Below are 12,251 nucleotides of genomic sequence, written 5' to 3'. Positions count from 1 at the left end.
TTGTTCCTAGTGGATTTTCATCAGGCGTTCTTTTTGCCGCGCCCAGTCGCGGTCTTTTTCGCTGGCGCGCTTGTCGAAGGCTTTTTTGCCCTTGGCGATGGCGAGGTTTACTTTGACGTAGCCGTTTTTCCAGTAGAGGTTCACCGGCACCAGGGTGTAGCCGTCGCGCTCGGCGGCACCGATTAACTTGCTGATTTCATTGCGGTGCAGCAGCAGTTTGCGCGTGCGCGAGGGGTCGGCGATGACGTGCGTCGAGGCGGACGGCAGCGGCGTGATGTAAGCGCCAAAAAGAAAAACCTCGCCGCTTTTGACGAGGATGTGGCTTTCCTTGATTTGGATGCGGCCGGCACGTAGCGCCTTCACCTCCCAACCTTCGAGCGCGATGCCTGCCTCGAAATGTTCTTCCAGGAAGTAATCATGGAAGGCTTTGCGGTTGGTAATGATGTTGTTGTCCTGTTCTTTGCTTTTCTTGCTCATGGAGTAAAATGCCGCCAAATTCCTGAAAGGACGCCTATTGTGCCACAAATCCGCAAGTCGAAAAAATTGCCCTGGACGCCGTCGCAGATGTTTGATTTGGTCGCCGACGTCGAGCAATATCCGCAATTTTTGCCGTGGTGTGCTAACGGCAAACTGGTCAGCAGAAACGAACACGAACTGGTCGGCACCATCACCGCACAAAAAGGCGCTTTTCACAAATCCTTCACCACCCGCAACCGCTTCGATTATCCGCACTGGATGGACATTGCCCTGGTCGAAGGGCCGTTCCGCCACCTGCGCGGCCGCTGGGAATTTGTGGCAACCGACGACGGCGGCTGCGAAGTGCGCTACAGCATGGATTTTGAAGTGCCGCTCTTGCTCGCGCCCATCCTCGGCGGGCTGATGAGCCACATGAGCAATACGATGGTCGATGCCTTTGCCCGCCGCGCGGAACAGGTTTACGGGGCGTGAGCATGCTGAAGAAACCGCTGCCGCTTGCGGCGCTTTTTATTTTGACTAACGCCCTCTATTTCTGGATGGCAAGCCGCACGCTCCCGGCGCTGATGGCATTTGCTGGCGGACTACCGCCGTTGGACGCGCTGCCCTTCGGCTATGCGCCGGACTACCCGGCGCGCCTCTTTGCCGCCTTGGGTGAGGCGGGGCGCGATTACTACCGCGCTCCCCAACTCATTCTCGACAGCTTCTACCCGCTGCTTTTTGCCCTGACCTACGCCAACCTGCTCGCCGTCCTCCTGCGCAAGAACTTCCGCCCGCAGCGCTGGTTCGCCCTGCTGTACGCCTTGCCCGTTTGCAGCGCCGTCTGCGACTGGCTGGAAAACGCGGCGACCTTCACCATGCTGCGCCAATACCCGGACATTTCCCCGGCAATGGCGGGCGCGGGCAGCATTTTCGCCACACTGAAAACGCTAACCGGCTTCCTGACCCTCGCCGGCATTCTGCTGCTCAGCCTGCGCTGGCTGTGGCGCTATTACAAGGCGCGGCGGGGCTGACGATGGCAACCATCCGCGTTGAAATCGCCTACGCCGAACCGGAACGGCAAAAAATCATCACCCTCACCATGAACGAAGGCGCGACGCTCAAACAAGCGGTAGAGCGCTCCGGCATGGTGCGTTTCTTCCCGCATCTTGATTTGCAGAAGGCGACTTTCGGCGTCTTCAGCCTGCCGCGCCCGCTCGATTACGTGCTGCGCGACGGCGACCGCGTTGAAATCTACCGCCCACTCATCGCCGACCCGAAAGAAATGCGCCGCCAGCGCGCACGGCAGCGGTAGGACATAGTGGCCGTCGCGGCGGGTAGCGAAAACCGCCCCGACGACTTGAATACAACACCTCTTGATAAACCGCATGACTTCCCACGAACCCCTTTCCGTTCCGGTAACGTTAACGCCCGCCGAGCAGCGGGCGGTATCGCGTTTAATGCTGCGTTATCTGCCGCCGTTTATCCGGCGGCGTTTGCGTATTTTGAATGTGGCGGGTTGGGCGTTTCATGTGTGCTGTTTCTGGATTTTATTTTCACGGCTGCGCCAGCTGAGCGCACAACTGGAATACTATGGCGAAGGCATGGGCGATATTTACTGGGCTATCGGCGCGGTAATGGCCAGCGCCTTAGTTTTTACCGCTGTCTTTGTTTATGAAATTGCCCTGCGCAAGCAGGCGGCGATACGGCCTTTGGCGCAGCGGCAATTTGTTTATTCCCTCCATGAGGAAGGGTTTGTCAGCGAAGAAGCGGGGCGCGCGCGCAATCTCTATTTTTGGCCAGCGGTGGAGCGGGCCGAACGTACGGAAAGTTTCATTCTGGTTTTTATTGATCAGGCGGCAGCGTTTCCCATTCCTTTGCGGGCATTTGCCAATGATGGGCATGCAGCGGAATTTTGGCAGCAGTTAATGGTTTATCGGAGCGCGTATGCACAATAGTGATACTTTGCAGGTTTCTTTTTCGCTGTCGTCGCGCGAACAGCGCCGTGCAGGGCGGCGGATGTGGCGCTATCGTGCGCCGGATTTGAAGCGGCGTTATTGGTTGGCGACTTTATTATTTGTCGTGATTTTTGCCGCACTGTTTTATGGCTTCAGTGAAAACGTGCGCCGCGTGACCGACTTTTTGTGGGACGGCTATGAGCTGTTTCAGGAAAGCGGGCAAACGGACGAAACGCTGCCGGAATGGGGGCGAGATATCTGGCTTGGCAATACGGATGCGATGGCTGGCAGGCTACAGCATTTGAATTATTGGCTGACAGGACTTTTGTTGCTGGTGATTTTTTATTTGCGCTGGAATTATTCTCTGACGCTGCGGGCGCTATTCGATCCGCTGGATGGGCGACAATTTGTATTGTCTGTTTCTGCCGAGGGTTTGCTTATGGAGGAAGCGGGGCGCACACGCTTGTTTTATTTTTGGCCGGCGGTGTCGCGCGTGATTTTGGACAAGGAGTTTTTGTTGTTTTATGTAAACCGCAATGCCGCTTATTTTATTCCGCTTGACCGCTTTGCGGATCATGCGGCGGCGGCGGCTTTTTTCCAGCAGGCTTTGCAATTCAAGGAGCAGTCTTGATGAAATCTTTGGTGGTGTTGATTTCCGGCAGCGGCAGCAATTTGAAAGCGCTGCTCGATGCGGTCGCGCGCGGCGAGATTCGCGCGCAGGTAAAAGCGGTGATTGCCGACCGCGACTGCGCGGGCAGGCAGCATGCCGAGGCGGCGGGCGTGCCGTTTGTGTTGCTCAATCGCAAGACGGCGGACTTTGCCGCGGCGCTTGATGCGGCGGTACCGGATTGTGATTTGGTGGTGCTTGCCGGTTTTTTGAGCATTATTCCGCCAGCGCTGGTGGCGCGTTTTCCGCACAGAATGGTGAATTTGCATCCGTCGCTGTTGCCGAAGTTTGGCGGCGCGGGGATGTACGGCCTGCGCGTGCATCAGGCGGTGCTGGCTGCGGGCGAGCGCGAGAGCGGCTGCTCGGTGCATTGGGTCGATACGGGGATTGACAGCGGCGCGGTGATTGCCCAGGCGCAGGTGCCGGTGCTGGCGGATGACACGCCGCAGACCTTGCAGGCGCGGATTGCGCCGGAGGAGCATCGTTTGCTGGTGACGACGGTGGCGCGTTTGCTGGATGGCGATTCGTTATAATGCGGCGCTTCGTATCCTTTAAGGAACGGGCCGCACGACAATCCTTCTAACACCCCACCCCTCCCCCACAGGGGGAGGGGGCAGAGCTGCGATTGTTCGGGCTTGCCGTTCCCGACAAGCGAAATGTACGCAATGCACGTTTAACAATACAAAAAGAGGATAACATGCTGAATATTTTGATTATTGGCGCAGGCGGGCGTGAGCACGCACTCGCCTGGAAATTCGCCCAAGATGCCCGCGTCGGGCAGATTTTTGTCGCCCCCGGCAATGCGGGTACGGCGGCGATGCAGCGGGTGCGCAATATTCCGCTGACGCGCGTTGCCGATTTGCTGGCGTTTGCGCAGAAAGAGAACGTCGGCCTGACTTTTGTCGGCGCAGAGGCGCTGTTGGTCGAGGGGATTGTTGATGTTTTCCAGGCGGCAGGGCTCGCCATTTTCGGCCCAAACCGTCAGGCGGCGCAGCTGGAAGGCAGCAAGCGTTTCGCCAAGGATTTTATGCAGAAATATGGCGTGAAAACCGCCGCCTACGCCAGTTTTCGCGAACTCGATGCCGCGCTCGCCTATGTGCAGGACTGCGCTTATCCGACGGTGGTCAAGGCGAGCGGACTTGCCGCGGGCAAGGGCGTGGTGATTTGTCAGAACCGCGCCGAGGCGGAAGCGGCGGTGCGCGCGATGATGGAGACGCGCCGCTTTGGCGATGCGGGCAATGAAGTCGTCATTGAGGAATTTCTCGAAGGCTATGAATGCTCGCTGCTGTCTTTCTGCGACAGCCGCCACATCGTGCCGCTCGTCAGCGCGCGCGACCACAAGACCATCGGCGAGGGCAACACCGGCGAGAATACCGGCGGCATGGGCGTCATCGCGCCGCATCCGCGCTTTGGCGATGCCGAAATGGCCGCCTTCCGCCGCGACATTCTGGAGCCGACGCTCAAGGGCATCATCGCCGAAGGCATGGATTTTGCCGGCGTGATTTTCTTCGGGCTGATGGTGAACGCGCGCGGCGTCTATCTCTTGGAATACAACATGCGCTTCGGCGACCCGGAAACGCAGGCGGTGCTGCCGCTGCTTGAGAACGAACTGCTCGATGCGGTGCAGGCCGCGCTTGAGCGCCGCCTGGATGATAGCGTCTTCCGCTGGCAAGACGCGCACGCCTGCTGCGTCGTCGCCGCCTCTGCCGGTTATCCGGGCGAATTTCGCACGGGTCTGCCGATTGCCAACCTCGAACGCGCGCGCTTCTACGCGCAGATCTTCATCGCTGGCGCCAGGCAGGACTGCGGCGAAATGCTGACCAGCGGCGGCCGCGTGCTGAACTGCGTCGGCGTCGCGCCCACCGCGGAAGCGGCGCGGCAGAAAGCCTACGATGCCATCGCGCAGGTGCAGTTTGACGGCATCACCTACCGCCGCGACATCGGCCTATGAAAAAACAGCACATCGCATCACTGCTCGCCGCCAACGCGCGCTGGGCGGAAAAATTCGGGCGTGACAACCCCGGCATCTTCGACGAACTGGCGGCGCAGCAAAACCCCGCCTACCTCTGGATTGGCTGCTCGGACAGCCGCATTCCGGCAAACCAGGTGATGGGGCTGCTGCCGGGCGAAGTCTTCGTGCACAGGAACGTCGGCAACATCGTGCACGCAATGGACATCAACTGCCACAGCGTCATCCAGTACGCGGTGGACGAGCTGCAAGTCAGCGACATCATCGTCGGCGGCCATTACGACTGCGGCGCGGTCAAGGCGGCGCTCTCGATGAAAGACTACGGCATGCTCAACAACTGGCTGAGCAGCATCAAGGACATCTACAACGGCAACCGCGCCAACTTCGCCCTTGCTGACGAACAGGGCAAGATTGACCGCCTGTGCGAATTAAACGTCATCGAACAAGTGAAAAACGTCTGCAAGTCCAACGAAGTGCAACGCGCCTGGGCGCGCGGACAGCAGCTCTTTGTGCATGGCCTCATCTACAGCGTGCATGACGGCCGCCTGCGCGACCTCAACTGCTCGGTGGACAGCAACGAATCCCTGGAAGAAATCTACCGCTTCAAGCACTAAACCCATGAAAAAACTCACCCTACTCATCCTCCTCGCCAGCCATTTCGCCACCGCCGCCGACTTCCAGCCCGCGCCGCCACCGGAAGACGTACAAGAAGCGCTGCTCGCCGCGCTGAAAAACGGGCGCAACACCGCCGCGATGGTCGAATACATCGACGCCATCGCCACCGTCCCCTTCTCCAGCGACATCTACGAAATCAGCTTCAAAGGAGGCAACAACGAAATCCTCTACGTCAGCAAAGACGGCGGCTACATCTTCCAGGCGGACATCATCGCCGTGCCGGATGCGCTCAACATCAGCCGCGAACGCCGCGACGCGCTTGCCGCCGCCAAAGGCCTCGCCAACACCGCCGACCCCGCACCCACCGCAAAAAGCGCCGACGACCCGCCTGCCAAACCCGGTAAAAAAGCAGGCGACGGCCAATTTGCCGCACCTGCCACCGAACTCGCCCTGAAAGAAATCAAAGGCGACGGCAACCGCCGCCTGTGGCTCATGACCGCGCCCGATTGCAGCATGTGCAAAACCCTCGAAGAACAAATCGGCAGCATCAGCGACGTCACCCTCTACCGCTACCTCTACACCCACGACGACAGCAGCACCCAGCGCGCCATCGCCATCACCTGCCACCATAACCCGAACGAAGCCCTGCGCGACTACCTCCTCTACGGCCTTGCCAGCGAAGACAAACCGGACGAGGCCTGCGCCACGGCAGCCGCCGACAAACTGCGCCGCATCCGCGAAGAAACCGGCAGCAGCGCCGACCGTGCCGAACTGCCGGTGCTGTTCTTCCCGGACGGCGAAGAAACCCGCGTCCTGGCCGCCGACAGCGACGAACTGGACCGCTGGATCACCATGCATCAAGCCGCCAAAACCGACGGCGACAAAACAGAAAGCAAAAGCGACGACACCCCTGCCGCCGCACCGGACAACGCCACGCCCGCCAGCGACACAAACGACAGCGACCCCGCGCCGACCGACAGCGCGGTGGATGTCAGCGACAGCGAAAAAACCGCGCCGCTGGATGCCAGTCAGCCCCCGCAACCGCCTGCAAGCGAAGCGCCTGCCGCACCCGCGACAGAAACCCCAGCCGCACCCGGCGGCGACAACAAACCGCCTGCGGTGCAAGTGCTGCGCCCGCAGTAAGGGCGAGGCGCATCGCGCTATCGCCAGTCCACACGCCAAATAAAAATCCCCACTGATGCGGGGATTTTTTGCGCTTTCCGTCGGCTCATTTCTTGTTCGCCGTATCGCGGCTGGCGCGGCTCAAGAAGCGCTCAATGACGCTCGGCAGCGTTTTTTCCTCGCGCGACTCATCCAGACGCGGGTCGTTGTATTCATTGCCGCGGGTGGTGCGGTGGCCGGCGACTTTGCCGATAGTCATGCCCTGCACGAGGATGGAGAAGACGACGATGGCATAAGTCATCAGCAGGATGATGCCGCGGTAAGGCACGCTTTCCGGCAGCGACAGTGCCATGGCGATGGACAGGCCACCGCGCAGCCCGCCCCAGGTGAGGATGCGCACCGAACGCGGCGAGAAGTAGTACCACTTTTTCAGCACGCTGACCGGCAGCAACACGCTCACCCATCGGCCAAAGAGGCCGATGATGATGGCGGCGATGGCGAGCGCGGTTTGCGAGCCGCTCACCGGCAGAATCAGGATGAGGATGCCGACGAGGACGAACAGCATGGTGTTCAGCACCTCGCCAATCACCCCCCAGAAGGTGTACATGGAAACGCGGCCGGCGGGGGTCATCACCTTTTCGCTCATGTTGGCAAAGACGAGGCCGACGACGACGATGGCAATGGCGGGCGAGACGCCGAAATGTTCGGCGAGCTGGAAGCAGCCAAAGACGAGCGCCAGCGACAGCATGATTTCGATGTGCTCATCATCAACGAGGCCGATGAGTTTGCAGACCAGATAGCCGTAGGCGGCGCCGAGGAGGATGCCGCCGAAGACGGTGCGGGCGAAGAAGGTCGAGACTTCCAGCGCGCCCATCGTCTCCCCGCTCATCGCCAGCGAGAAAAAGAAGGTGAAGGCGACGAGGCCGATGCCGTCGTTAAACAGCGACTCGCCGCAGACGTCCATGTCCAGACCTTTGGAAACACCGATGGAGCGCAGGATGGCAATCACCGCAATCGGGTCGGTGGGCGAGACGACCGCGCCAAACGTGAGACACCACACCAGCGGCAGGTGAATGTGCAGCGCGCTTGCGGCGAAATAGACGAGATAGCCGACGATGAAGGTGGAGATGATGACGCCAACCACCGCCAGCACGCTGATGACCACGAGGCGCGGCCGCATGTCCTCATAGCGCAGGTTGATGGCATCGCCAAAAAGCAGCGCGCCGAGCATGCCCTGAATCAGCGTTTCGCCGAAATTGAAGCGGCCGATAAGCTCGGTCATCACATCATCCTGGATAAAGCCCAGCTGCTTGGCGGCGATGATGCACAGCGACATGACGAGCGCAATCAGCATCACGCCGATGGTGCGGTGCAGCTTGATGATGCGGTCGTTGATGACGGCGAAAATGGCGGTAATGGTCAGCACGATGGCGACCATGCTAAAGGGATTCATGCGGGTTCCTCCTTGAGGCGGGCGAAAATAGGCGGGCATTATAATCACGACGGCATTGGTACGGGTTTTATTCAGGTCAAGGGAGAACAAGAGGCTATCGCGATGATGACGCGCGCCATATGGCACTCCGCGTGTATAGCAATCTTCGGCGTATAGGACAAAAAAGGAGCTATCCATCGTCAGACATGGCGAAATAATCCTTTATAAACTTGACTTTATTCTCTCTTTTCATCCCGTGATGACACCCCAATTTGCGCTGTAAGTCGGCAAAGCGCCCATCCAGCAAATTGGTGGTGTTGCACATGCCCAAAACGGGATACGCTTCAAAGGTAAACAGGTAGTCCAAGTTCCGTTTCAGGCTCAAATACGCGCTTCTCAGCGTCTTGTGCGTGTAGTGCGAACTGCCGCTTTCCTCGTTGGCCGTTCGTTCGTTGAGGAAGCCCTCATGCTGCAAAACCATGCCTGCAGCGCGCCTTGAAACGCTGTCTTGCCGCTGTCCTTCAGGGTGAGCGTCAGTCGCCACAGCGCCTTGCCTGCCGCCGTTTTCGGGTTACGTGTCAGATAACGGCTGACGGTTTTGACCTGGTGAAACTGGCACAGTTGCGCGGGAATCTCGGGAAACATCTGTAGTAATCCCTTTCGCCCGTCGCAGACAATACTTTGTATCTCAACGTCTTTTTCCCGAAGCTCGTTCAGCGCCGCGGCATACAGGGCGTTGGTTTCGTATTTGACTTCATCGACGGACAGCGCCTGCTGGCTGATGCTGTCCATCAGCACCAGCACGCCGAAACTGCGCCCGAAGTATGTGGTATCCATGATGATGTTGGCTTTTTCGGGCAGCGGGTAGTGTGCGCCTTGTGCAGATAGCGGTAGATGGTCTTGCTGCTGCATCCGTACTGGGTGGCGAGCTGCGCAGCCGTTTGTTTGCCCGCGCTATAGGCTGCCCAAAGTTCGTCGTTTTGAAGGCGCTTGCCGCCGTCAAAACGTTTGCCGCAAGCCTTGCATTTATATCGTTGCTTGCCATTTTGCCAGCCATCTTTTTTGATCTGCTTTGAGCCGCAGAAAAAGCATTTTTTGTGTTCAAAGCCTTTGACCCCGCTTAAAGCCTTGCAGCATAAGGCTTACAGCGATTCTTGGCTCCTTTTTTGTCCTATACGCCGATATCGACGATGAAATCAAGGATGGCTTTCATGGCGCGCCCCTAATCATGATGAAAATACACGGCCAGTTTTTGCTCGAATTCATCGGCGCTGACCAGGTTGTTGATGACGATAATCTTGCTGCGGTCAATGCTTGAGCTGTCAACGATGTCCGCCCCCATCACGAAGAGGTCGGCGTCACCGCTGGCGGTGATGGAGAGGTCGGAATGGCCGACTTCTGCTTCGATACCGAGTTTGACAAGCGCCTTCTTGATGTTCATCTCCATCAGGAAGCTGCTGCCAAGACCGTGGGCGCATACGCAAGAATTTTTATAGTGGTGTCTCCTGTTTTCTGTGAATGAAAAAGCGCCACGCGTGAGGGTTACGCGTGGTTTGCTGAATATCATAACGAAAGATTCCACAGGGTTGCGCGGTTTTTCACACGGTGATTTCCAGCAGATTGCCGTCCGGATCGGTGACGACGCTTTCATAGTAGCCGTCGCCGGTGGTGCGTGGCCCGCTCAGGCAGGGATAGCCGGCGGCCACCAGGGTCTCCGTCAGGCAATCCACAGCTTCCCGGCTGCCGACACTGAAGGCGAGATGGATAAAGCCCGTACGCAGGACACGCTCGCTGCTGTCGGTGAGCTGGGGGCGGGTCATCAGTTCGAGACGCGTATCGCTATCGGGGAAGTGCAGGAAATAGGTTTGCAGGCCGGTTTTCATGTTGTGATAGCGGTCATTGGCCGTGGCCGCGAAATAGCGCTCATAGAAAGCGCGGGCACGTTCCAGGTCATCGGTGTAGAGGGCGATATGGTCGATTTTCATGGGATTCTCCTATGTTGTCGTGGGTGTTCTTCGTAGTACGGCAAAAATACTCTTCCAGCAGCCCGCTTGGCGAGCCCAGTGTTTACGTCGCTTGGCGAGCCCAGTATTTACGCCGCTTGGCGCGAGTCCAGTATTTATCCCGCTTGGCGGACCCAGCGTTTATCCCGCTTGGCGGACCCAGCGTTTATCTCGCCTGGCACGAGCCCTGTGTTTATCTCGCCTGGCACGAGCCCCGTATTTATCTCGCTTGGCGGCAAGCCCTGTGTTAGGGGTCAGAGATTTTGGTAGAGCGCGTTGTAGGCTTCTGCGGCGCGGTGCCAACCGAAATCGGCCTGCATGGCGTTATGCCGAATGCCTGCCCATTGTTTGGCGTTGTGCCAGTTTTCCAGCATACGGCCGATGCTCTGGATGAGTGCGTCAGAGGTCGCCTGATGGAAGACGAAGCCGGTGGCACTGCCGTTTTCTACGGTTTCAGGGTTGGTGTCGGTGACGGTGTCGGCAAGACCGCCGGTGGCGCGTACCAGCGGCAGGGTGCCGTATTTGAGGCCGTAGAGTTGGGTCAGACCGCAGGGTTCGAAGCGGCTCGGCACGAGGATGACGTCGCCGCCGGCTATCATTTGGTGCGAGAGCGCTTCGTTGTAGGTGATGCGCACCCCGACTTTGTCCGGGTGGCGCGCCGCCAGGTCGCGGAAGGCGGCTTCGAGGTCGGGCGAGCCGGTGCCGAGGACGGCCAGTTGTAGCGGGCGCGACAGCAGGGTTTCCGCCGCGCCCAAGAGGAGGTCGGCACCTTTTTGTTCGGTGAGGCGGGTAATCATAACGAGCAGCGGCACGCTGTCGTCGGTCGGCAGGTTGTAGGTTTGTTGCAGGGTGTGTTTGTTTACTCGTTTGCCCTGCATGTGGTTTGCCTGGTAGGGTTTGGCGATGTTGGGGTCGGTCGCCGGGTTCCAGGTGTTGTCATCAACGCCGTTTAGGATGCCGCTCAACCGTCCTTGTGCCGCGCGTTCGCCCAGGAGGCCGTGGAAGCCGTAGGCGTGTTCGGGCAGGGTGATTTCGCGCGCGTAGGTCGGGCTGACGGTGGTGATGTGGTCGGCGTAGTAGAGGCCGGCTTTGAGGTAGGACATTTGGCCGTAGAATTCGAGGCCGTAGGTGCCGTACATGTAGGCGGGCAGGCCGAGTTCGGCGAGGTGGTGGCCGCTGAAGATGCCTGCATAGGCGATGTTGTGGATGGTGAAGACGGTTTTGGCCGGGATGTCCCAGGCGTGCAGGTAGGCGAATGCCAGCCCGCTTTGCCAGTCGTGGCCGTGGACGAGGTCGGGTTTCCACCAGCTGTCCGCGCCCGCGGCCAGCGAGGCGCCGACCCAGCCGAGCAGGCCGAAGCGCAGGTAGTTGTCGCCGTAGTCGGCGTAGTGCTGGTCGTGGTAGGGGTTGCCGTCGCGGCGGTAGAGGTGCGGCGCTTCGATGAGGTAGAGGCCGATGCCGTGGTAGTCGGCGTAGCGGATTTCGATGTCGCCGGCGAAGGTATGGAACCAGGCGACGTGGCCGGTTTCGCCGACGCGTTCGGCAACGCTGGGGTACATGGGCAGGACGACGCGCACGTCCATGCCGCTTTGTTGTTGGGCAAACGGCAAGGCGCCGAGGACGTCGGCGAGGCCGCCGGTTTTGACGAGCGGGTAGAGTTCGGAGCAGATGTGCAGGATTTTCATGGTGGTGTTCTCTTTGGTTGGGTGTTTGTCTGTTCTCGTCCCGTTCTCTGTTGGGGATAGAGAAGTCCGTCTGTTGTGATGCCAGGGATGGCGGGATGGTTTGGTGGTTTTTTACATACGCTTGAGCGCTCAGGGTATATGTAAATCTGTAGGGTGGGGCTCGCCCCACCGTTAATCCTTGATGTCATGGTGGGTCAAGACCCACCCTACATCCGTTTACATACACATCAAGCGCTCAGGTGTATGTAAATGGGTGGTGGGTTGGCTGTTTGGAGGAAGGAGAGTAGCGTGCAGTTTTTGATTCAAGGATCGCTACCCCCTCCCCTGCCCTCCCCCGCTGCGGACGC

At 59.2% G+C, this 12,251-nt stretch carries 15 protein-coding genes and 1 pseudogene; 9 read left to right on the top strand and 7 right to left on the bottom strand.

All coding sequences use genetic code 11. The annotated features are described in order from the left end of the window. Nucleotides 1-6 precede the first annotated feature (6 nt). A complete protein-coding gene (smpB, locus tag EL199_RS04275) occupies nt 7-477 on the bottom strand; it encodes an SsrA-binding protein SmpB (RefSeq protein ID WP_004139069.1) in 471 nt (156 codons plus the stop codon). A 39-nt stretch (nt 478-516) separates the two neighbouring features. On the opposite strand from smpB, the gene EL199_RS04270 reads away from it, so the two are divergent. The 9 genes from EL199_RS04270 to EL199_RS04230 all read left to right on the top strand — a co-directional run bounded on the left by EL199_RS04270 (nt 517) and on the right by EL199_RS04230 (nt 6,805). Next, nucleotides 517-948 carry a type II toxin-antitoxin system RatA family toxin gene (locus EL199_RS04270; protein ID WP_040354385.1) on the top strand — a complete coding sequence of 144 codons (432 nt, stop codon included), beginning with the start codon at nt 517-519 and terminating at the stop codon, nt 946-948. A 2-nt stretch (nt 949-950) separates the two neighbouring features. Beyond that, nucleotides 951-1,487 carry a hypothetical protein gene (locus EL199_RS04265; RefSeq protein WP_004139065.1) on the top strand — a complete coding sequence of 179 codons (537 nt, stop codon included), beginning with the start codon at nt 951-953 and terminating at the stop codon, nt 1,485-1,487. Nucleotides 1,488-1,489: 2 nt separating this feature from the next. Then, nucleotides 1,490-1,768, top strand: coding sequence for an RnfH family protein (locus EL199_RS04260; protein WP_004139063.1), 279 nt, complete (start codon nt 1,490-1,492; stop codon nt 1,766-1,768). 73 nt (nt 1,769-1,841) lie between these two features. Beyond that, nucleotides 1,842-2,411, top strand: a complete 570-nt coding sequence (locus EL199_RS04255; RefSeq protein WP_081447782.1) for a YcxB family protein — start codon at nt 1,842-1,844, stop codon at nt 2,409-2,411. Further along, nucleotides 2,401-3,042, top strand: a complete 642-nt coding sequence (locus EL199_RS04250; protein WP_040354381.1) for a YcxB family protein — start codon at nt 2,401-2,403, stop codon at nt 3,040-3,042. Before EL199_RS04255 ends, EL199_RS04250 begins: the two co-directional genes overlap by 11 nt. Beyond that, on the top strand, nt 3,042-3,611 hold the full coding sequence (gene purN, locus EL199_RS04245) for a phosphoribosylglycinamide formyltransferase (protein WP_004139053.1): 570 nt from the start codon (nt 3,042-3,044) through the stop codon (nt 3,609-3,611). Before EL199_RS04250 ends, purN begins: the two co-directional genes overlap by 1 nt. Nucleotides 3,612-3,775: 164 nt before the next feature. Further along, nucleotides 3,776-5,029: a phosphoribosylamine--glycine ligase gene (purD, locus tag EL199_RS04240; protein ID WP_004139050.1), complete on the top strand. Its 1,254-nt coding sequence runs from the start codon at nt 3,776-3,778 to the stop codon at nt 5,027-5,029. Continuing rightward, nucleotides 5,026-5,661, top strand: coding sequence for a carbonic anhydrase (locus tag EL199_RS04235; protein WP_004139049.1), 636 nt, complete (start codon nt 5,026-5,028; stop codon nt 5,659-5,661). The genes purD and EL199_RS04235 overlap by 4 nt, the downstream gene beginning before the upstream one ends. 4 nt (nt 5,662-5,665) lie before the next feature. Continuing rightward, on the top strand, nt 5,666-6,805 hold the full coding sequence (locus EL199_RS04230; protein WP_004139047.1) for a thioredoxin domain-containing protein: 1,140 nt from the start codon (nt 5,666-5,668) through the stop codon (nt 6,803-6,805). 85 nt (nt 6,806-6,890) lie between these two features. On the opposite strand, the gene EL199_RS04225 is transcribed toward EL199_RS04230, so the two are convergent. The 6 genes and pseudogenes from EL199_RS04225 to glgA all read right to left on the bottom strand — a co-directional run bounded on the left by EL199_RS04225 (nt 6,891) and on the right by glgA (nt 11,904). After that, the gene (locus tag EL199_RS04225) at nt 6,891-8,237 is read right to left on the bottom strand and encodes a cation:proton antiporter (protein WP_004139046.1); all 1,347 of its coding nucleotides are present in this window, start codon (nt 8,235-8,237) and stop codon (nt 6,891-6,893) included. 375 nt (nt 8,238-8,612) lie between these two features. Then, a complete protein-coding gene (locus EL199_RS13250) occupies nt 8,613-9,128 on the bottom strand; it encodes an IS256 family transposase, variant Zn-binding type (protein WP_232008340.1) in 516 nt (171 codons plus the stop codon). 8 nt (nt 9,129-9,136) lie between these two features. Beyond that, nucleotides 9,137-9,298: pseudogene (locus EL199_RS13620) on the bottom strand (IS1/IS1595 family N-terminal zinc-binding domain-containing protein); the annotation flags it as partial. A gap of 140 nt (nt 9,299-9,438) precedes the next feature. Beyond that, nucleotides 9,439-9,783, bottom strand: a complete 345-nt coding sequence (locus tag EL199_RS04210) for a PTS sugar transporter subunit IIB (protein WP_269471352.1) — start codon at nt 9,781-9,783, stop codon at nt 9,439-9,441. 31 nt (nt 9,784-9,814) lie between these two features. Then, nucleotides 9,815-10,201 carry a VOC family protein gene (locus EL199_RS04205; protein WP_004139042.1) on the bottom strand — a complete coding sequence of 129 codons (387 nt, stop codon included), beginning with the start codon at nt 10,199-10,201 and terminating at the stop codon, nt 9,815-9,817. A 272-nt stretch (nt 10,202-10,473) separates the two neighbouring features. Continuing rightward, nucleotides 10,474-11,904 carry a glycogen synthase GlgA gene (gene glgA, locus EL199_RS04195; protein WP_004139041.1) on the bottom strand — a complete coding sequence of 477 codons (1,431 nt, stop codon included), beginning with the start codon at nt 11,902-11,904 and terminating at the stop codon, nt 10,474-10,476. Nucleotides 11,905-12,251: the final 347 nt, after the last annotated feature.

Origin of the sequence: Cardiobacterium hominis, from assembly GCF_900637305.1 — a bacterium.
Classification (GTDB): domain Bacteria; phylum Pseudomonadota; class Gammaproteobacteria; order Cardiobacteriales; family Cardiobacteriaceae; genus Cardiobacterium; species Cardiobacterium hominis.
This window is presented reverse-complemented; position numbering and strand designations above follow the sequence as displayed.